Origin of the sequence: Desulfovibrio sp. TomC, from assembly GCF_000801335.2 — a bacterium.
Lineage (GTDB): Bacteria > Desulfobacterota > Desulfovibrionia > Desulfovibrionales > Desulfovibrionaceae > Solidesulfovibrio.
The window spans coordinates 1-20,180 of record NZ_JSEH01000038.1; the positions used below are offsets into that span (position 1 = coordinate 1).

The following is a 20,180-nucleotide window of genomic DNA, read 5'->3' on the forward strand; positions in this document are numbered from 1 at the left end:
GATAAGGCCCACGAGGATGGCCCCAAGGGTTTCCAAAAGCGTCATGTCAATATCCTCCGGTCGGTAAGAGTTGGGATTGCAACGAACCTATTGCCATTGCCAGTATGGATACTAAGGCGGTTATCAAAACGATTCCCATCAAGTTCATGAGCCGGGATTGCCGTTTGACCAGCTCTACACCATCGTGCATCCACTCGGTTGCCAGCTCATGCATGCGGCGATGAAAACTCGGCAACACCGCGTACACCCGCAAATCATCAATGAGTTCCTGGTCAGGAAAACCCATTCCACAATCATACATCGATTCACCGAGGTTCTTGCCGACCCCGTTTTCAATGGAAATGGCCAAAATGCGCTCTCTAAGGTAGGGGCTGACCGCCTCGGAATTGATCATGCTCTCCAGAATGTGCGAGAGTTGGATGCCGGAGCGCATCATGGTCGCAAGCGTGTAGAGCCAGACCGAGCCCACCGTCAGGCGGTAAATCGACCAGGGGGGTAGGTTTTCGACGAAGAGCCGGAGCCGGCCGGTCCAGGCGGGCAGGGTCACAAGCGCCGTGGCAATGATGGCGAGAAGAACAATCAGTGTGATGACCCCGGAGAAAGAAGCCACAAACGAGGTCATTCTGTAGAATGCCGCCGCCGCGCCATGCCATTTCGTGGGATCGGACAGCATGGCGAACTTGGGCATCACCATGACGGAGACGACACCCAATAACAGCATGCAGACGCCAAAGAGAAACACCGGATAAGCCAGCGCGCTTACCACGGCCCCGACGATCTTCTGTCGGGCCGCCAACAGGCCGGCCGCCAGCTCCAGGCCATCGGGCAATCGGCCTGAACGCTGGCCGCTGGAAATCAGCATAATCTCTTCCGGCGTGGCAAAATCGCCCAGGCTTGCGCCCAGGTTGTGCCCCAGACCCAGGTGTTCCAGCACTCGGGCGTACACCAACGCCGTGGGGGACCGACGTGTGGCCGCCCGCAGTTGCATCTGTCGCAGGCTCTGGTCCAGACTCATGCCATGTCGGGCCTGGGCTGCCAGCTTTTTCCAGGTCCGTTGCCGTACCGAGCTGCTGAAGGCTAGGCGCGCCAGGAGTTCTGCCAAGTATTCGCGCATCAGCGTCCCCCGGACACGAAGACCTGGTTGAAGTTGAGGGGGACGCCCAGACGCTCTTCCGCGAGATAGGGATCGACCTGGCCCTCTTTGATGAGCGCCACGGCGTGGTCGACGTAGCTGCGGCCTCCTTTTTCCTTGATCCAATATTCGTGGGCGCGGGGGATATTCCCTTCGCGCAGATACCCGAGCATTTCCTGGTCCGTGGCCACGATCTCGGCCGCGACTGTCTGCCCGATCAACCCACGCTTGCGGCATTCCTCACAGCCATTGCCCCGGACGTACACGGATTCCCGGTCATCCAGGACGCGCCGCAACCGGCCAGCAACGTCTTCGGGCAGGTACTGTTGACGCTCCTCGGGCGAGAGGTCCATCAGCCGGATTTTGCACTTCGGGCACAGCATGGGCAGCAACCGCTGGTATTCGAGCCCGGCCAGGACGTTATGGTCGCAAATCTGTTCCAGTGGATTGCGATAGTGGGTGGCCAGGATGCTGACTAGGCGGGCGATGATGCCCATGGCGTTGTTCGCATGGATCGTGGCCCAGACCGAATGCCCAGTCAGCGCCGCGTCGATGGACGCGACAGCCGCCTCGACGTACCTGATCTCGCCGATCATGAGCACATCCGGATCGCTTCTCATGGCCCCTGCGATGGCGTCACAATACGCACCGGACCGGCTGTCCCTGTCGTTGCTGGCGATGAGGACCTGACGCACCCCCTTGAGGGGATACTCGGGTGGGTCCTCGATGCTGAAATAGGCTTTCTCGGGATTGCGCTCTGTCATGGACTCCATGACGTGCTTGAGGAAGGTCGACTTTCCGTGCCCCGTGGGTCCCGAAATGATCGTCAACCCCGTGCGCCTAGTCAAAAACTGGGCTGAGCCGCATTGGTCCGACGTGAAGCCGAGGGCTGTCATGCGCTCCTGCAGCGAGCCTTTGGCGGACGTCGCATCGTAGAGAAGCCGCAGGGACATGGAGGTGCCCACTCCAGACTCCGCCTGGGCGCACTCGATGGGCTCCGAGTGCACGCGCACGGAATGCACGTTTGGCGGCAGGTAATTGCGCTGAGCGATCCGTCCATCCTGCCGTTCGGTCGGCGAAAAGCAGGCGTCGGCCGACTGGGAGAGCTTTTGATAAATGCAGGCGATCAGCCGCTTGCCCAGTTCAGCATTGAGCTGCGTGTGGTCCGTCAGCATCCCCAGGCAGCGGAATCGAATAATGGTATAGAGCCCGAAGTCCATGAGGTGGATGTCGGATGCTCCTATGTCGAAAGCGTCCTTGATGAGGTCGATGGCATACTGCTGCACCTCATTCTCCGCATGGCCCGTCCTGGCAGCTTGCGCTTGATAGGTGTTGTCGAACTCTTCCGGCTTATGGAATTCATAGGTCAAAATGCCGCGACGGCGTAAGCTTCCATAGAAGTCAACAATTTGCAGATTGTTCTTGAGTTCCGCCGAAATATGGAGAACGCCATTGACCAGGGCCACACGTCCCCGCAAAGCCTCTGGTATATTATCAATAATGCTGATCGGTTCCATAGCGGTCCTACTCGAACGCTAATGCGGTTGATGCGTTGCCCCGTCGCACCAAGACGCCGGTGCGATTGATGGCGGTAATGACGCCGCCGCCGAACTTGTCACCAGGGCGCACCGTCATCAGGGTGCCGGCGCTGGACCGGATCGTGGCGCTGGTATAGCCGTCTGCACCCTGAATGGAGACGACAAGCGGAGAAGCCTGTCTGGGCTGTGCCGCCGCCACGGGCTTCGGAAGCTCCGACAAGATCGCTGTCTGGTGGGGTACGGGGGAGGGTTGCTTCGGGAGGAGCTTTTCCTTCTCCTGGGCAATGGCCACTTGCAGTCTGACCTCATCCAGTTCGGCACGTAGGGAAGTCATTTGCTCCAGGTTTCCAGACTTCGGCACAGAGTCCGCGATGGCTGCCGCGACCGTGAAAGGTGGAATTTCCGATTCCTTTGCCTGGGTTTCCTTCGAGGCGGGAGTCAATGGCGACGGTGCGGTGGATCGCACCGGGGCCGGGGCAGAAACCGAAGCCACCTCTTTGGTTTGAGATTTTGGCGGGAGTTTGGCCGGAGAAGGAAGGTCGACCTCCTGCCATCCCCAAAGGACCCAGACACCGACGAGCACTAGGCCCAGGGTCGCCATCCCGCACCCGAGTAGCCACAGGACTCTTCTGCGATTACTTTGTTGCGACATAGACAGCCCCCTTGATAGTCCAGACGTTTTTGTCCATTGAGATCGTCTCCAACATGATCCCCGGAATATGCGTAAATAATTCAGGCAATGCCGCATCGTTGAGCATTGCGGCAGGAACATCGCTCAATTCCCATTGGGCACGCGTCCAGGGAGCGATGATTTCAACATTGTCGACGCGTTTTTTCTCGGGAGCATTGTAGACAAGCCGCAGTCGAGCGCCCATGAGCTGTGTGCCTTGGTACAGAAGGCGAGTGCACTGCTCTTGGGAAAGGAGCGGGCTGGGCGTCCGCTGCCCGCGACGTTTGGGGATCGGGAGGCGGGAAATGGCCTTCTGCGGGGTTTCGATCCGAGCGGACAACGGCAGGTGCACGTAATCCGCCCCAGGCTTGTGCCCCCAGGTGACGGTCACTGCCTCCCCGTCGAATACCGCACGCTCCAGGACCCAGCCCGAGGCAGCAATGGGAAGAGTCAACAGGGCCTTGATGCCGCGCGAAACGAACTCATGCATCTCGGGAGCCGTTGTCCAGGGCTGCGGGAAGTGTCGCTCTGGATGCGCCAAAAGCTCTTGCTTGCGCTGCTCCTTGTTCACCATGGCGACTCGGGTCGCTTCCATGGCCTTTTTGCCCGCCTGGTGGGCCAGGAAGAGTCTGACTCCGTAGCCGCCAAGCAGCAGTACCGCAGCCAGGCTCCCCAGGGCTGCCAGTTTACGCCGCTGCCCCGGTATGGGCTGCAAAGGCTGCAAGTAGCCGTTGCGGCTTCGCAGGCGGCTGAAGGGGCCGGCGCTGATAAGCGGCGTGAGCCAGAGCAAACTCTCGTCTAGGGTCGCGCATGTAGCTGTTTCCGCGAAATCACTGTCGAGCAGGCCCTTCAAGGACTGAATCCATTCTTCGGCCTCGGGACGGTTCGGGAAGACCTGGTCCCCCATGCCCACAATCAGGGACTGGGATATGGCAAACACCCACCAAAATTCGCCGTCCTTATCCGCAAGGCAAAAAAGGCCCAGAAACGAAGGCGAGGTCACGCGCACCGCCGCCGCCAAGGCGCGAACTCCAAGCCAGTCGCGGACCACGCCGCCGCTGGCGGCAAATCCGTACTGACGTTGACGGTATGCCACCATGTCCAGGGAGTGATCCAACTTCCCAGCCGCCCGCCGCAGGTCGGGGGCGGTCTGCTTGGCGTTGCCCATGAACCATTGGAGACCAACCGCCCAGTGGCGTTTATTGATGACAACGCGGCGCATGGTTATACTTCCGCCGATTCCACTTCGATGGTGATAACCAGCAATGTCCGGCCATAGTTTCCGCTATGAGACGTCTTGGTTATTCCTACGGCGTTGCTGGTATCAGTGGATTCTTTTTCAAATCCGCAGAGGACGAGCGTTTGCCCCATCTTCATCACTGATCGTTGGGATAAGGCTCGTGTGGATGTTTGCGGTAACTCGACAGTCACGTCGGAAGTCGTCAGCTCTTTCATTTCGTCAAGAGACGAAATATTGATGTTGTATTGCAATATTACGCGGCGTTGATCCAGGATGTGGGGGATTACGGTCATGGCAAATCCCGTAGTCACCTCGCCTGGAGTGATTTCCGTGGTCTGGCTGTAATCGGAGGTGGATTTGCCTACACCCGCCAAGTAGGCATGGCGTTCGATGGCCAGGACTGGCACGGGCTGGTTGCTCATCACCAAACCACCGGCGGATGTGACTTGCGTTGCTTTTCCCCACTGGCGCAAAGCCTTGAGCACAGCAGAAGAATCTTTGAGCCGCCCGGAAACGATGGTCGCCGTGGCCGTGTTGATGGTCCCGACCCCGCTTATGCTGCCGGCAGAAAGGGCCACGTCGGAGACGTCGGCGTTTTGGAAAAGCGTCTGGATGTTGAAACCGATCTCGGCGTCATCCGTCACTTTCAGCGACCAGACGCGGACCGTCAGAGCCACTTGTCTAGAAATGCGGGTATTGAGTTCGTCCACGTAGGTGGCAACCCGCCGAACGCTCTCCGGGGTATCGCGGACGGTGATCGTGCCGGCGGCTTGGTTGACGACAACCACACCCTTGGGAGTGAGCAGAGCCTTCACCGCCTTTTCCGTGTCCGCCCACACGTCGAAAGTCAGGGTGGTGCCCGATGTCTGCGATGTCTGCGAACTGGTGTCCTCGCGGGAAACCGGTTGGCTCACCAGCGAGCTGCTGATTCCGGTGGATGCGTTTTCCTTGGATTTGTTCGTGAGCTTGTTTTCGTAGCTCACCTTTCCCGGCGCTCCCAGGATGGTGAAGGTGCGCACAAGCGAGTGGGCAAAGGTGACACTGTTGTTTTTCTCGTCGAAATCCCAACCGTACCCTGATAGCGCGGCCACATGATCGAGGAGGCCACGCAAGGTGCCCTCATAGGAAACGCTCAGGACCTTGCCCTCGCCAAAGGCGAGTCCGGATAGAGCGAGCCCGTTGTGGCCTCCTCCCCCTCCCCGCAACAAGGCTTCCAGGTCCATATTCACACCCTGCCCTCCCGCTGGCGTGGAAGGAACGGCAGCCTGCGGAACGGTCGGGACATGCCCAGCCTCGGGCTGCGCTACTTTCTTCGCGTCCTCATCCGCAGCGATCTGTACCGGCAGCGAGGACAGCTCACTTATGGCCGACGCAATGCTGGCCAGGGTGCCCTTGCGTCGCAGCATCACCTGCTTGCTTAAGATCGGATTGGTCGAGGAAAGGAGAGGAGAAATTTTCGCGCCCAGATAGGGGGTCTCCACCACTTCCACGGTGCGCGAACGGCTTTGCTCGCGGAACTTTTCCCCTTGACGTTCGATGGGGCCCACTTGGTGGTTCGTTTTAGCGCAGCCGCCACCAGCGAGTGCTAAAACGAAAAGAAGAAAAATATATTTCGTTTTAAACATCCTAATCCTCCGCAACTTCGAGGACATTGTTGCCCCGGTAGAGCGTGACCCGCAGGGCATGGCCACTCCGGTGCAGCCCCGCGAAAAGCTGTTTGATGGCCGTTTCGAAATCCCCTTCGAAAGCGGCTCGGGCCTCTAACTCGAAATCATGCTGGGCTTTCCAGATCAGCTGATAATGAGCGCGCATCGCCCAGTGCCCGAGTTGTGAATGGAGGCTCCCAGGGGAGATGTTCCAACTGGGCGCGGGAGGAGTCGGCGGCGATGGCGGCGGGCTCGCTGGCGTTTGCGCCGGAGGCACTGCCGAGACCGGACCTGAGGCCTGCGGCTCTGTGGCTGGAGTCGTTGTGTGATCAGGGCCGCAGGGTGTCGGGGACGAGATAGGGGCCGGCCCAGGGAGTGGAGTCGGCTGCTGAGGCGTTGCAGTCGCCGAAGTCGCCGAGACCCCCTGTGTTGCCGCAGGCGAAAAGGCGGCCACTTCAATGAGCCGGGGGACCGGGGATGAAGCCGCAGGGGCCGCAGCAGGCGAGGAACCCGCCGGGACCGGAACGGAGGCCTTCACAGGGGCAGGAGGAGCCTTTACCTGCTTGACCGCAACCGCCGGCTGAATCGTCGCTGGCACCGGCTCGTCCGTCGGGGCCTGGATCGGCGTGAACTTTGTCTGGCGAATTTCAGAAGGCGAATCGGCCCGGGCCGCCACTGGCAACGGCGTGAGCGCGGCCGCAGGCTCATGGGGCTCATGGAGCAGCACCCGCTGCCCGGCGGGAATGATCGCGTCCGGAGCCACACTGTTGAGGCGGCAGAACTCCTCCACGGGAATCCGGTTGCGCTTGGCGATCTTGGCCGCTGAACTTTTGACACGCACTGAAATGCCGCCGCGCTCGCGAGAAGCCACTCCCTTACGTTCGAGCTTGGACGACATTACCGGTGTCGGCCTGGGATTTGTCGCAACCGCAGGGGGCAGATCGCTTAGCGGATGGGGCTTCGGAGCCGAAGCCGAGTCCGAAGGAGCGCTTTCGGGAGGGAAGCTTTCTCCCTTGGTCTGCCGGGGTTCGCCGGTCAATGCGTGCAAAGTCCCGAAGACAACGCCATCAGAAGTCCGGACGCGCAGATAGCAGGTGGGAGGCGTCTCCTCGCGGATGACATCCAGGGTGTACGCGACACGCACGCCGGAAGCGTCCTGAGCGGCGATGGGAAACCCCTGCTCCCGCAAGGCGGTTTCCAGATCTTGGCCGAAGGTGGATTCCGTTTTGACCAGCGCCAGGGTCGTCCGGGCCGGCGGATAGCGGTGAGCCATCTCCTCGGCGGCCGAGGCGGCCAGGGCCTGGGCGTCGCCGGGGTAATCAGCGCTCACGCCGTCATAGGCCGCCATACCGCCGGTATCGTCGCGAGACCCGCGCATAGCGGCGCAGCCGGGAAGCACGATGAGGATCAGGATAATAAGAAGAAGGAAAGTGCCTCGCATCGCCAACCTCACTTCGCCTTGCGGATGGTGATGCGCTGCTGTTTGCTGCCCACTCCGGAAATGAGCTTCGCCTCGGGAAATACCCCGTCCACCAGCAGAGTCAGGTTCTTCATCCGGAAGTTGGCCAGGGTGTCCTGCCCACCGTTGCGGACCAGGACCACCGGAGCATCGCCGGATTGGACCCCTGGCGGGAGCTTGATGAACATCTGGCGGCCGTCGTCGAACACTTGCAGTGGTTTCCATGGGGCATCGCCGCTGATATCGTACCCAAAGTTCAATTGACTCAGGTCCTTGGTCTGTCCATCGACCTCAGCCGTTTTGAATTCCTTTTCCTTGGCGTTCTGGGCCTCTTTTTCGCGAAGCCGGGCGGTGTTATCGCCGGGGTAGAGAAAAGCCACCTGCGGGGTATGGCCGGTTTGCTGGCTTTTTAAGGTGAGGTGATAGGCGCGGCGATCCGTGGTGACCACCGCGCTGGTAGAGAGTCCCGCGTCCACGGGCTTGATGAGGATGTGCGACGTGTTGCCGGATTTGGCGATTTCCAACATCCAGCGGGCGGAGTCGCCGACGATCACTTCATTGACGGTCTCGCCCGGCTGGAGCTCCACGTCGCAAATCTGGAGCGGTGCGCCGATCACCGTGGGCGAGGAAGCGCCATAGGTGTACATGACTTTCCCATTGGCCTGGATCGGGGCCGGGGCCGTGCCTTCCCAGTCCTTGGCTATTTGGACGGCTTTTTTGTCCCGATTGGAAAGAGGAATATTGGGGCTGATGTACTCCAGAGGCGGAGGGGGAATGTTGGGTTTTGTTCTCGCTCCCTTGTCCCCTTTGGAGCCATCCATGGCCTCCATATTGTAATCCTCGGGTATCCATCCTTTGGGTTTGTCCTCGGCAAAGCTTTCTATGGACAAAGCGATCACGCAAAGGCTCACAATGAAGGGGACAGTCACAACTACAAACAACAGTCGTTTCATTGGGGATTCCTACTTCCGGGAAGAATTGGGACCGGTAGGCTCCATGACCGTGGAGCTGGACATGGCCGTTACGTACACGCCGCCTGGATTACGAAGCACTTGGGCGTCAGTTGTTGGCGGCTGCAATTGAATGGTCAGGGTCGCCTGATACGTCTCCAAGGAGATTTGGACCCCAGCGTGATTGCGGGTGATTTCATCCCATTCCACACGCCAGGATTCCGCACTGACCTGCGATGGCAGGCTCTTGATGTGGACCTGCACAAGTTTTTCCTTGGCACGCTCGTAGGGATTGTTGGTCTCGAACCACTGCCGCATTTGCCCCTTGGCCGCGCCTGTCACGCAGAAAGACAGCTTTTCGAGGAGGCGCTTTTGAAGGTCGAGGTCGGCCGTGACGGAACGCCAATTGGTGACGAAGTCCGCCAGGGTGGCCTGGATCACGCGGGTCGGCGTCGGTGAGGCTTCTGAGGCGCGGGCAACGGCGGCGATTTGGCCAAGCTTGTCTACCTCGACGATGTACGGGACTATTTTGTATTGGCTGGCCTGGATGACATTGCCGGCGACAGCCACGGCAGCGACAGCAAGACAGCCGATAGCAGCCATGCGCCATTGGCGAGCCCGCTGAATGTAGCTGCCGTAGCGCTCAAGCCACTCTTCGCGGCCGGACACGTAGGGGTCGCCGGCTGGGACGCCCCGACCGAGGGCATCACTTTTGGATTTCGGCTTATGTAGCATCCAGCTATTCTCCCTTGCGTTCTTTCGTGTTTTAATTTTTTCGTTCTTTCTTTTTTTCTGTTTTTGACGCTTATTAGCTTTCCTCTTCGTTGCCGCTTGCCATGTTGCGCATCTTCATTTCCTGCAGCCGCTTGCCGGCATTGGCGTTCATGGAGGTGAAGTGCCCCGCGCGTCTCCGATCAAAGCGGGCATCCATATGTGCCCCCAAGAGGGCCTTTCCGAACTCGCCAACTTTGCCGACTCCCGAGGCACCCGACATGCCGGCGGTCTGTGCGGCTTTCTTCACCGCCTGGCTTGCTCCATAGGAACCAGCTCCCATGCCGATGGCGGTCGCTGCCGCGCCGACCGCGCCACCGGCCAATGCCGCACCGGCTTGACTCAGGGCTGACCCGCCGCTAACATTTGAGCCGCTTATAACTCCTGCGATGGCGTCAGGGAGACTCTTTACAAGAGCAAAAAGCACGACAGAAACTCCAATAATAATAATTATATCTTCAAAATTTGCTTCAGATACGACCATATCTTGAATGAATTGCAAGCCTAGTCCGAGAACAAGTTGCATAACAAAAAGCTTAAAAGCTACTGATAAAACATAGCGCATAACATTTATTGCGTACTCTTTTAGAAAACTTGCACCGCCAAGACCAAGTAAAATCATAGCAGCGTTCATCACAATTGCCGCTTCACATTTAATAAGGACGACTTGAGCAGTTATAAGAGCAAAAGTTATCATCACAACTAAAGCGGCAATTACATAGCCAACAGATTCGCCAGGGCTAAAGACACTGAGTTTCTTAAAAATAGTTGCTGCCATTTTATATCCCACCTCAAGCGGCTTATCTATTTGCAAATTACTTGGCCCAAGTTCTCCAGCTATATTCTTCAATCCAGTAATTATATTCCCTGACCATTCTTGATAGTAATTAATCACGGCAAGGACAAACCCACAAAACACTAGAGTCATAACAAATTGACCAAGAACTTCTCCCAGCTGATGCCTATTAAGAACGGCCTTGACGCCAAACATTGCTATTGTTAATGTTGTACAAAGCTTGAACAAGCCAAAAGCATACTGTTGAAGAGCTGTCCCCCATGCGTTAGATTTCTCTGTGAAAGCGGAAACAATTTTCCCCACAGTATCAACCGAAACCCCAGATTGCGCGAACGCATCGCAAGCGAACACAACCAGCAAAACAACAACTGCAATGGAGGATATTTTTATGAAACGCCTGACCATAATGATTCTCATTTTTGTTTTAGCCCTCAGTTCTTTCGCCCTTCAAGGCTGTGGCGAATCCGATCAAGCCAAACTTGAAAAGGAGCGAACACTGCTCGAAATCGAGAAACTTAAACGCGAAGCTGAAGAACAGGTCGATCGCAAAAAGGTCCACGATGAATTTCTAAAGACGGACAAAATCAAAGACTACAAGGCTAATGTTCCATTTTAGAAATCAGTTTTTGAGGTAAAGTTTCCAATTTTGTCAGTGGACAATGCTCCCTTCCAGGCCTCGTCCTCTATTTGTTGTTTCTTTTCGTCCTTCATAGTTTTCTGGACGCTGGCCTGAACAGAGACAGAGAGAAGAGATCGGAGCTTTTGAGCTTCCTGGAGTTGCATCGTCGCAAGTTGATTTCCGGCTTCCAGAGCCTTCATTTGTCCATCTGGCGTCGTCAAAAGGTCATTGAGCTGGCTCTCCAGTTCAGTGGCCTTTTGTTCGAGGTCTTGGATTTGCATTCCGGATTCTTGAAAGGCCGCTTGCTGCGAGCGATCCACTTCCTCGGACCACTTTTTGCGCATCTCATCGAAGGTGCCGGCAGCCGATTCCATCGTCTCCCTGGTGGACTTAGCCATGTCCCGAATAGTGCCTGTGCCGGCATACGTGCTGCTAAAAATCTGGCTCAAAGCAGAGGCGTCACCTCTTTGCAGGTTCAATGATTGTGATAGCGACGACAATTTTTGAAATGTACCAAGTATCTTTGTTCTAATTTTATCTGGAAGGCTGACTGTGTTTTTGACCATATTTTCTAACTGATCTATATTATTCTGGACCAGCTCAATTTGTTGCTCAGTTTGTTTGATCGCTTCTGTGACTTGCTTGTAAACTTGTTGTAGCTTTTCAAGGTTTGTCACTCGTTCTAGGGATTGTGTAAAAGTATCGCTGCAGTTTGTGCAGTGCACAACGTATTGAGCGCTTGACGTACTTGAGAGAACAAAAAACATTAAAAACAGGCAGATAAATATGCTGACCAATAAGTAATTTCTCATGACAGACTCCTTATGCGGCAGAACGCTTTTTGGTTTGTTCTACAACCCATGCCCTAGGCCAGTTGGTGCCGTATTCTTTTTGGAGTTCTTTTATTCTTGAGATATTTTCCTTGTCGCTGATACCTACAAAGGCGAGTTCTGTTCTTTGTAAAGCTAATTGTATAAGCCTTCTTCCGTATGGTGTAACAACGTAGTAATCTCGCTTTGGCGTAGCCGAAGCGATGATCTCAATTTGCTTGTTGTTCAGACCCATCTGTTGATACAATTCAGACTGTACGTCCTGGCGCGCCGTGATGTTCGGCAAAAAGACCTTTGTCTGGCAGGATTCAACCAACACATCCAGTATCCCGGAGTTTTTAGCGTCCGAGAGACTTTGCGTGGCCATCACCACGGCACAGTTGGCCTTGCGCAAGACCTTGAGCCATTCGCGTATTTTGGCGCGGAAGGCGGGATGCCCGAGCATGAGCCAAGCCTCGTCCAGGATCAGCAGGACAGGCTGGCCGGTGAGGGCTTTCTCGATCCGGTGGAAGAGGTAGAGCAGCACAGGGATCAGGTTCTTGTCGCCCAGATTCATGAGATCCTCGATCTCGAAGACCATGAAAGGCGAAAGGCCAAGCTGATCCGTCTCGGCATCGAGCAGGTAGCCCATGGCTCCGGCCCGGGTGTAGTGTTGGAGCCCCTCCTTCAGGCGTTGATCCTGGATCAGGTTCACGAAATCGGTGAGGCTTCGCATATCGACCGGGCTGCTGCGTAGCAGTCTCATGGCCTTGTGGATTTCGTTACGGTCCCGAGGAGTGACCGGGGCTCCCTGCAGTTCCAGGAGGGTGCCCACCCATTCTTCGGCCCAGGCCAGTTCGGCGGGATCGTCTATGTGCTGCAACGGGGCAAACGACAGCGCGTCACTGCCGCCGACATCATAGTGGGTGCCGCCCACGGCTTCGCAGAGGGCAAACATCGACATGCCCTTGTCAAAGGCGAAAACCTGGGCCTGGTCATACCGCCTGAACTGCGCCGCGATCAGCGCCAGCAAAGTGGACTTACCGGCGCCGATGGGGCCGAAAATCAAGGTGTGCCCGACATCTCTTACGTGCAGGTTAAACCAAAACGGTGTGGAACCGTCGGTCGTGCACACCATAAGGGCCGGAGAGTCGGCCGGATAAAACGGACATGGGCAATTCCGCTCGCCCGCCCAGATACTGGCAAGGGGAAGCAGATCGGCCAGATTGAGGGTGTTGATGAGGGGTCTACGGAGATTGGCGAACCAGTTACCGGGGTGCGTGCCGAGCCAGGCGTCCAGGGCATTGATGGTTTCGATCCGGCAGCCGAAGCCAAGGGTCAAGATGGCCCGGCGGAGTTCCCTCGCCCAATCCTGCAGGATGACCTGGTCCTCATGGAGCAGCACAATGCAGGAGCTCAAGAAGCCTGCCCCGACATAACCTCCCTGGACTTCACTGAGTGCGTCGCCAGCGTCATTGACCATGTTGGCCGCGTCCATGTTAGGACGCGCATTGGGCAAGTTGAAGTATTTGTCGATGAACCGAAAAACGTTTTGTTCCCATCCCTTCCTGTACGATGTGATCTCTTTTTGAGCGTCCAGCTGATCCAGGCAGATGAACCGGGAAGAAAACCGATACTGGAGCTGCAAGCCGTCCAGGACCGACAACATGGCCGGCCAGCTTTCCTGGGGCAAGCCGTCAATGCTGATGACCGCGATGTGCTGGTCACCGATCCGGGGCGTCAAACCGCCGATCAGCTCTTCGCTGCCGAGGAGAGCGTCCAGGTACATGGGCGTGTTCGGAACCTGGACAGGCTGTTCAATGCCCGTCAGGCACAGCTGGAGATGCGACAGCAGCTCGCTGTAACGCGCCGAGGAGCCGATTTCGTCTGCTTCGGCATAGTCCACGAGTCGTTTCAGGTGCAGGACCGCCGAAAGAGCATCCTCGAACTCCAGCAGCGTATTTTGAAAAAGTTCCAGGCTGCGCTCCAAAGCGGTGGAGCTGCCGCCGCCGGTCTTGGCGGCGGCAGTCATCTTTTCAGCGCCGAAATTCGGCTTGAAGCTCAGGATGACGACGGTCTTTGTTCGATAGCAGACGCCACCGCTAAAAAAGGCGCGGCGCTCGTCATCGATGAGCTGCGAGACAGGATCGGGGTAATGGCTGTCCTCAAGGCGTGAATAGGCATGGTGGATGCTACGCACAGCATCCACATGCAGCATCCAGCCGGAGCCCAAGAGCTTGACTGCGTTATTGAACTGCGCGGACACAAAGGCCAGCTCATCAGAAGTGCTGGAGGCTGTGTCCTGTCCATGCGCGACAAACCCCGCGAGAAACGTCCCGTCTTTGCAAAGCACGATGCCCGGGGCAATGAGGGCCGCATAAGGCAGCAGGTCCGATACGCCACGGGCGCGGGAGCGGAACTTGCGCAGACTAAGCATCAGCTTCTTCTCCAAATACTGGCTTTGGCGGGGTAGTAAATCTGCTTTTTGATATGGCGCATCCAGACCTTGCTCATGATTGGGTCCGACTTGGCCATTCTTCTGGCCACCAAGAGTCCCCCACCGTAAAACAGCACCGCTGTGAGTCCGGAAAGCCAAGTCATGCCACCGACGCCGACAAGCATGGCAAACAGGCAGATGCACAGCGCTATTTCCCGTTCAGCACCCATCACGTGATTGTGACGGTGCAAGGACTGATGGATAGGGAGCGTTCTCATATTAGATTATCGCGCCGCTGAAGGAGAAAACGGATTCGACGATGTTCGTTGCGAATGCGATGAAAGAAATGCCGAAGACGACGGACAGAAGGAGCTTGAATCCCCCGCTGATATCTTCCTTATTGAAAATGTAAACCGCGCCACAAATTGCCATGGCAGTAATGGAAATCCACTTTCCGGCCGAACCGGTGATCGTCTGGACGACCTTTTCCAACGGTGATGAGAATTCCGAAATGCCGCCGGAGGCCATGGCATCCGAACAAGTCGCTAAAACAACGGCCACAGCCAAAACGACACAAACATCTTTTTTACTCATTACATTCTCCTTTGATGTATTCTTGATACCACTTGCCTTCGTTCACGCTCATATTGTTCTTGAAGACGTATTCAAGAAGATATGTATGCCTTGCGCGGTCATAACCATGAACGTAAGCGACTTCCGAAATTTGCCGCCCCTCGGGAGTCTTGCGAATGAAGACGATCACGTTGATGGCTCGGCTGATCAAACGATGCATCGGAGCAGTCAGGCGTTCGGCGACCAGGTCTTCCAGGCGGCCGAGGGCATCTATGGCGCTGTCGGCGTGCAGCGTGGCGATGCCGCCAGGATGGCCGGTGTTCCAGGCCTTGAGGAGATCAAGCGCAGCGCCGTCACGGACTTCGCCAACAATGATTCGGTCGGGCCGATAGCGCATGGTGATCTTGGTCAGTCGCTGCATGTCCATGGTGTCCGAAGTCCGGAACATCACCCGGTTAGGACTGGACACCTGGAGTTCGCAGGTGTCCTCCATGGCCACGATCCGATCATCTGGGCACACGCGCGAGAGCGCCTCAATCATGGCGTTAACGAGGGTGGTTTTTCCGGAGCCAGTCCCACCGACGACAAGGATGTTGCACTTGCGCAGGATCGCCTGATGCAAAAAGGCCAGGAGGTTTGGGGCCAGGATGCCCTTCTCGACATAGTTTTCGAGGGTGAAAATTGTGCTGGGCTTTTTGCGGATCGTAAACGATGGCCCGGGGACGATGGGAAAATCAGTTCCTTCGAAGCGGCTCCCGTCGATAGGGAACTCGCCCTCCACCACCGGCTGTTCCCGCGTGATGGTTGTCCCGAGGGCGGAGGCGACGAGAGAAACAACCTGGCGACCCTGTTCAGGTGAAAGGTTGCCCACATGGCGCATGGGCTCCCCGAAGCGTTCCAGCCACAGGAGACCACACGGGTTGAGCATGATCTCCAGGATGTCGGGAGACTGGAGAGCGCCAAGAACCATATCACCCAGGGCTTGCTCCAGGCTGCGGATCAGGCGGGGATCGCTCATCGCAGTGCCCCCACGACGAAAACCGCCACATTGAGCAGCGCTGAGATGGCCGTGATTGCCGCCAGCCATTTCATATTCCCCTGGCACACGTTCACCGCCGCCAAATGCTTTCTGCATGTCTCCTGGATGACACCGACGCCGGAGGCGGCCTCCGCAGCCACCCGGGCTACTTCCAGGTATTCCTGCGCTTGGTCCGCGAGGAAGGCTGTCAATGCCTCGTTGTGGCGGCTGAGCAGCTTGTCGTATTCGCCTAAAAAAGCGTTGTTAATGGTCACCAGCATGAGCATCGGGTCGTCCTTGCTCATGGTGGTCTCGTGCGCCTGGATCAGCAGGGTCCGAACTTGCTCGATGCTCAGGCCGATGCCATCCGCCATTGCCTGGTCCGGGGCCTCATCGCGGGCTTCTGATTCGGGAGCCATTACGCAGCCCTTCCCAGCAGGAGATTGGCCCTGTCCATGATGGCCACCACGTCATCCCAGTATTTGCTGAGCCGCCGCCGGACCATGATGGGCTGTGAGGAATGAATGGCAGCGTCGAAAGACAAACGCCGGGCTAGGTGGTCGGAGAGGTCTTTGCCGAAGGTCGCCGTGTTGCGGTGAGGCAGTTCGATCACCGAATGGAAGCTGTTGCCGTATTCTTTGAACACCTTGAAGTCGTAGAAGGTCAGGCCGTCCAGGGCGATCTCACCATCCTTGGGATTGAGCCAGACAGCCAGGTGGGCCTCGGGGAAGTATTTGGCCAGAGCAGCCAGGCCGTTAACCGTGTCCATGATCCCCTGGCCACCCGTCACCACGGAATGCAGCACAACGGTGTGCCCCTCGGCCTGAAGCAGGTTGATGGCCTCGTTTTCGAGGAGATAGGAACAAAGGGGAATGAAGCTGGACGCTCCATTGTCAATGACGAGATGGGCGTCCTCGGGCAGCACCAGGGCGGTTTCCATCAAGCTGTCGAACATGCGCGGATCAACGTTGTTCTCTCGCAGGATGGACAAAACGCTGACATCAAATTCTTTGTAGCCGGCCAATGTGTTGTTGACGGGGTCGGTGTCGATGGCGCTGACCTCGCACTCTTTCAGCTTAAGATACTGCACGAGCAGGCTGGCGATGTATGATTTTCCAACGCCGCCTTTTCCTTGCAGTACCATATGAATTATGCCCATTAGTCGTCCCCAGTTATGTTGTTTGATGGTATGGAAAAGATAACAGTCTCATGCCTAGTGACATGTTTGGCTTCACTTGTTGCCGCGCTCCGAGATTGAGTTTCTTTTGCAATGTTGTAATGCTGGCTATCTGGAAGTGATTCTACTTTTTGTGTTACTGGCAGAGAATCACTTCGTTTTGCATTCAAAATCTTTAAATGAAGCGCCCGCAAGAATGTCCTATACGTATAATTGCCCTGAACAATACCTTTGGCGACGAGTGCCTTATAAATTGACTCTGCTGAATATTTTTCGTCGAGCCAATACTCAATAAGCTGCCTATGAATGGTTACATCAATACGAGCAAGGCCCTTGCGTTTTACGTATTTACGCGGAGTAGTGTCTTCTATCGTGAAATTGGTAGCCATATAACCACCTGCTAAAGTTCGCTGTTGTCGCTTGTGCGATTTGCAAAAGTGTTTCCGGGGCAGGCAACCGTCCCTGGGAATGCAGATATCGCCACGTGCCCCGCACGTGGCAAAGCTGAGCTTCGGTCAGTTCCCCTGGCCAGACGCTCAAGACGGCATTGAGTTGCTCCCAGACTCCATCAGGGACCGGCGGACAGGCGGCGCTCAAGGCGGCTGTCTCGCTTCTTCCTCCTTGGAGTCCAACTGCCTTTGGATCGGTCCTGGCCGAGGCTGATGCGACAGGCGTAGAGACTTTGTCCGATCCGGGAAGGACCGGCTTGGCAGGGGCGGCGTCTTCCCATCGTCGGTTTTTGAGCCAGGTGGCCAAAAACGGCACGAAGCCTCGAAGCCAGCGCGGGTTGCGGGCTCGGTGTTCCTGGATCAGTCGCAGGATCTTTTCGAGGGGCGGCAGTAGGCCCAGACGCTTGAGCCGCATCCACCAGCGCAGGGCGGCGGTTCGGGCTTCCTGAATTGGCCATGCTGTCCACAGGCGTTCGAATTCGGCCAGGGCGGCAGTCTTCCAGGTGGGGGCGGCATGGGCTTGTCGGCCATCCCCCTGCTGGGGGGTAAGGGGGGTATTCTTCTCTTCTCTCTTAATTACAGGCGCAGCTTTTGCGCCGTCCCCCTCTGCAATTTTTTCATGGCCCAGCATCAACGGTTTTGCCGCGTGGATCGGCTGGGGCTGGCGTCGCGCGAGTTCCGTCTGGACGAGCGGGTGCGGCAGGAGGCGGTAGGTGTTGGTTTCTCCGTCCTTGCCTTGTGTGACGGCAATGAATCCCAGCTTTTCAAGCTGCTGGAGGTAGTTTTGCACTGAGCGGACGCTGACGCCGATCCGGTCGGCCAAATAGCGTTGCGAGGGCCAGCAGCGGTCGCCATTACCGCTCAGCTGCACCAGAAGGGCGTAGGTATGGCGCTCTCCCAAGTGTAGGCTTTTATGTTGCACGCAATCCGGCACGACCAGACCCCTTTTTTGCAAGTCTTTTCCTGAAAAGTTCATTATTCCTGATCCTTAAGCGAGACAGAAAAAGGCAAAAACTATGACTACACTGTTGACAGTGCTGACCCGGGCGGGGTATGGAATTGCCATTCCGATCCTTAAGAAGGTGGGTGGCAATCCACTCATCTGCTTTTGAAACCCGTTGGCGGCAACCAGCGGGTTTCGCCTTTTTCGGCCTACTGGTTTACGCCAACGGCATCTCCCGTGGACAAGATTGCCCGAGCGGCTGGCTCATCAGGGCCGGGCCACCACACCCGGCCGACCGCTCCGAGGAGAACGGTTTCGCCTTGTTGTTCAAGCGAGAAGATCTCTTGGATGAGGCCGATCTTCTTAGGGGGCCGAACAAAAAGCGCGATCATGCCCGCCGCCTGGGGGGTAGCGGGCCGGCTCTTTTGCTGTTGATGCGCGGGGACGACTGGCCGGACGACCAGTTGGTAGATCGCGAAATCTCCAGGGAATCCGGTGCTGAGGGTGATGAAGCCGTTTCGAACGAGTTCGATCAGGTGGTTTTGAATTGACCTGACAGACTGGCCAAGCATCGCGGACAGAATTTTTTGTCCTGGCGCACAATGATCCTGGCCAGCCAATTTCGCGATGTGGCACAGCGCTGCGTACACCAGCTTGGCCCCCTGGTTGAGATTGGGGAGGCCCAGGACAAAGGGGGGAAACACTAATCCGTCTCGAATATACAAATGCGGCATGACACGGTCCTCCTAAAGGTCGTGAACCCTATTGGGTTGATTGCAGAAAATATGACGGAATATGCCGAGCAGTGCGGCGTTGAAAGCTTTTTGAAGCGAGTGTTGCTTTATGTCGTCAAGTGAACGAATGTTGTTTTTTGTGCATATAAAAGACAAAATGTTGTGATAGCTTTCACCGAGACACTTGTCCCAAAATTCTATTAATCCATAAAATGCGAATATTTGTTTTTCGTTCAACGATTCGCCTGTCTTTGACCGGATGGCGAAGAATGACCACCATATAAAATTATATATACATACAGTATGACTGTCCTGAATTTCTGTTAAGCTCTCTATCTGGAGCACAGTACAAAGCTGCCGAATAGCGTCTTGCTTTTCGATATTATCTATGTAGCACCAGTAATCGATCCACCCCATAATGCCGTCGATCTTGTCTTTGGCCATGGGTTTCCACTCTTTGTAAGAGAAGATAATTTGTCTTTTGCTTTCGGTTGCCTCGTTTTTATGCGGAAGGAGTGTGGGGTTGCATTTTTCCCGAAGCCTGTTTTCCATGGCGTTAAAGGCTTGGATGTAGCGCACCTTCCAGGTCAGGGCTTTGGCCCCGCTGAATCCCATGGCCACGAGGGTGAAGCCGTCCCGGGTGAGGTTAAAGGCGGGGCGCATCTCGCCCTTGGGATCGAGGTATTCAACGGCCGCAAAATTGCGGGCGTTAAAATCTTCAGGCAGACCTCGAATGAGATTTCGGATAGCCTTCAGAACATCATCGTGCCGCTTACGGAAATGCTCGGCTAACGTGAGGCTTGAAACCACGGGGGTCCCATTGACCATGCACAGGCTTGGGTTCTGAGAGGACTTGGTCATGCATCCCCCCGGTCGTTGGGCCGCAGCGGTTGTGTGAAGCATGGGAATGACAGGGCTTGGTGAGTGGCCTTTCTTGGCGTAGAGAGGTTCATTGGCTTTTTGCGCATCCCTCCCGAGAGACTGCTCCGCAAGCGCGGAGCAGCCTCTGCAGGGGTGGTGGGGTGGAGGCGGCGGGCAAAACAAAAGCCCGCGAGGTGCTGCGACAGCACGCTTACGGGCTTTACGAGGGCTGGGATGGGGAAAATCGAGGAATAAAAAAGGGAAAGCGACAAGACCCTGTTTTTGCAGGTCCTTGTCGCCATTGAATTCTTGGCGTCCCCAAGGGGATTTGAACCCCTGTTAGCGGCGTGAGAGGCCG

General features: G+C 56.5%; 21 protein-coding genes, 1 other RNA gene and 1 pseudogene. 2 read left to right on the forward strand and 21 right to left on the reverse strand.

Features of this window, described 5'->3' with window-relative positions; translation table 11 throughout:
* Nucleotides 1-46: 46 nt before the first annotated feature.
* The 9 genes from NY78_RS20840 to trbL all read right to left on the reverse strand — a co-directional run bounded on the left by NY78_RS20840 (nt 47) and on the right by trbL (nt 10,607).
* Entirely contained in the window at nt 47-1,114 is a 1,068-nt protein-coding gene (locus NY78_RS20840; protein WP_043640610.1) for a type II secretion system F family protein, read from the reverse strand.
* Nucleotides 1,114-2,649 carry a GspE/PulE family protein gene (locus NY78_RS20845; RefSeq protein WP_043640613.1) on the reverse strand — a complete coding sequence of 512 codons (1,536 nt, stop codon included), beginning with the start codon at nt 2,647-2,649 and terminating at the stop codon, nt 1,114-1,116. The genes NY78_RS20840 and NY78_RS20845 overlap by 1 nt, the downstream gene beginning before the upstream one ends.
* A gap of 7 nt (nt 2,650-2,656) precedes the next feature.
* Nucleotides 2,657-3,322, reverse strand: coding sequence for a type IV pilus biogenesis protein PilP (gene pilP / locus NY78_RS24965; RefSeq protein WP_197084294.1), 666 nt, complete (start codon nt 3,320-3,322; stop codon nt 2,657-2,659).
* On the reverse strand, nt 3,306-4,562 hold the full coding sequence (gene pilO2 / locus NY78_RS20855; protein WP_043640620.1) for a type 4b pilus protein PilO2: 1,257 nt from the start codon (nt 4,560-4,562) through the stop codon (nt 3,306-3,308). Before pilO2 ends, pilP begins: the two co-directional genes overlap by 17 nt.
* 2 nt (nt 4,563-4,564) lie before the next feature.
* Complete coding sequence (locus NY78_RS20860) at nt 4,565-6,205, reverse strand: pilus assembly protein (RefSeq protein WP_082140153.1); 1,641 nt, start codon at nt 6,203-6,205, stop codon at nt 4,565-4,567.
* 1 nt (nt 6,206) lies between these two features.
* On the reverse strand, nt 6,207-7,667 hold the full coding sequence (locus tag NY78_RS20865; protein WP_156181058.1) for a toxin co-regulated pilus biosynthesis Q family protein: 1,461 nt from the start codon (nt 7,665-7,667) through the stop codon (nt 6,207-6,209).
* An 8-nt stretch (nt 7,668-7,675) separates the two neighbouring features.
* Entirely contained in the window at nt 7,676-8,638 is a 963-nt protein-coding gene (gene trbG, locus NY78_RS20870) for a P-type conjugative transfer protein TrbG (RefSeq protein WP_043640626.1), read from the reverse strand.
* A gap of 9 nt (nt 8,639-8,647) precedes the next feature.
* Nucleotides 8,648-9,370, reverse strand: a complete 723-nt coding sequence (locus tag NY78_RS20875) for a type IV secretion system protein (protein WP_047960331.1) — start codon at nt 9,368-9,370, stop codon at nt 8,648-8,650.
* Nucleotides 9,371-9,443: 73 nt separating this feature from the next.
* Nucleotides 9,444-10,607, reverse strand: coding sequence for a P-type conjugative transfer protein TrbL (gene trbL / locus NY78_RS23345; protein WP_053062304.1), 1,164 nt, complete (start codon nt 10,605-10,607; stop codon nt 9,444-9,446).
* On the opposite strand from trbL, the gene NY78_RS24970 reads away from it, so the two are divergent.
* Entirely contained in the window at nt 10,591-10,818 is a 228-nt protein-coding gene (locus NY78_RS24970; protein WP_139311592.1) for a hypothetical protein, read from the forward strand. The genes trbL and NY78_RS24970 overlap by 17 nt on opposite strands.
* On the opposite strand, the gene trbJ is transcribed toward NY78_RS24970, so the two are convergent.
* From trbJ to NY78_RS24135, 10 genes are all read right to left on the reverse strand, one after another.
* The gene (gene trbJ, locus NY78_RS20890; RefSeq protein ID WP_043640633.1) at nt 10,815-11,633 is read right to left on the reverse strand and encodes a P-type conjugative transfer protein TrbJ; all 819 of its coding nucleotides are present in this window, start codon (nt 11,631-11,633) and stop codon (nt 10,815-10,817) included. The two genes, NY78_RS24970 and trbJ, sit on opposite strands and share 4 nt — an antisense overlap.
* Before the next feature lie 10 nt (nt 11,634-11,643).
* A complete protein-coding gene (locus NY78_RS20895) occupies nt 11,644-14,067 on the reverse strand; it encodes a TraG/VirB4 family ATPase (RefSeq protein ID WP_043640635.1) in 2,424 nt (807 codons plus the stop codon).
* The gene (gene trbD, locus NY78_RS20900) at nt 14,067-14,345 is read right to left on the reverse strand and encodes a conjugal transfer protein TrbD (protein WP_043640638.1); all 279 of its coding nucleotides are present in this window, start codon (nt 14,343-14,345) and stop codon (nt 14,067-14,069) included. The genes NY78_RS20895 and trbD overlap by 1 nt, the downstream gene beginning before the upstream one ends.
* A gap of 1 nt (nt 14,346) precedes the next feature.
* On the reverse strand, nt 14,347-14,661 hold the full coding sequence (locus NY78_RS20905; RefSeq protein WP_043640640.1) for a TrbC/VirB2 family protein: 315 nt from the start codon (nt 14,659-14,661) through the stop codon (nt 14,347-14,349).
* Nucleotides 14,654-15,658, reverse strand: coding sequence for a P-type conjugative transfer ATPase TrbB (gene trbB, locus NY78_RS20910; RefSeq protein ID WP_043640643.1), 1,005 nt, complete (start codon nt 15,656-15,658; stop codon nt 14,654-14,656). The genes NY78_RS20905 and trbB overlap by 8 nt, the downstream gene beginning before the upstream one ends.
* Complete coding sequence (locus NY78_RS20915; protein ID WP_047960332.1) at nt 15,655-16,077, reverse strand: hypothetical protein; 423 nt, start codon at nt 16,075-16,077, stop codon at nt 15,655-15,657. The genes trbB and NY78_RS20915 overlap by 4 nt, the downstream gene beginning before the upstream one ends.
* Nucleotides 16,077-16,817, reverse strand: a complete 741-nt coding sequence (locus NY78_RS20920) for a nucleotide-binding protein (RefSeq protein WP_043640646.1) — start codon at nt 16,815-16,817, stop codon at nt 16,077-16,079. Before NY78_RS20920 ends, NY78_RS20915 begins: the two co-directional genes overlap by 1 nt.
* Nucleotides 16,817-17,224 (reverse strand): hypothetical protein, encoded by a 408-nt coding sequence (locus NY78_RS24975; protein WP_156181060.1) that lies wholly within the window; start codon nt 17,222-17,224, stop codon nt 16,817-16,819. The genes NY78_RS20920 and NY78_RS24975 overlap by 1 nt, the downstream gene beginning before the upstream one ends.
* Nucleotides 17,184-18,260 carry a helix-turn-helix domain-containing protein gene (locus NY78_RS20925; protein WP_043640649.1) on the reverse strand — a complete coding sequence of 359 codons (1,077 nt, stop codon included), beginning with the start codon at nt 18,258-18,260 and terminating at the stop codon, nt 17,184-17,186. The genes NY78_RS24975 and NY78_RS20925 overlap by 41 nt, the downstream gene beginning before the upstream one ends.
* 220 nt (nt 18,261-18,480) lie before the next feature.
* Nucleotides 18,481-18,548: hammerhead ribozyme type II (locus NY78_RS24135), an RNA gene on the reverse strand.
* Nucleotides 18,549-18,571: 23 nt separating this feature from the next.
* Here NY78_RS24135 and NY78_RS24140 point away from each other — a divergent pair.
* Nucleotides 18,572-18,778, forward strand: coding sequence for a hypothetical protein (locus tag NY78_RS24140; RefSeq protein ID WP_156181062.1), 207 nt, complete (start codon nt 18,572-18,574; stop codon nt 18,776-18,778).
* A 15-nt stretch (nt 18,779-18,793) separates the two neighbouring features.
* Here NY78_RS24140 and NY78_RS25920 read toward each other — a convergent pair.
* Together NY78_RS25920 and NY78_RS23350 are read right to left on the reverse strand one after the other, a co-directional pair.
* Nucleotides 18,794-18,961: pseudogene (locus NY78_RS25920) on the reverse strand (hypothetical protein); the annotation flags it as partial.
* A 12-nt stretch (nt 18,962-18,973) separates the two neighbouring features.
* The gene (locus NY78_RS23350; protein WP_053062305.1) at nt 18,974-19,822 is read right to left on the reverse strand and encodes a Rha family transcriptional regulator; all 849 of its coding nucleotides are present in this window, start codon (nt 19,820-19,822) and stop codon (nt 18,974-18,976) included.
* Nucleotides 19,823-20,180 lie beyond the last annotated feature (358 nt).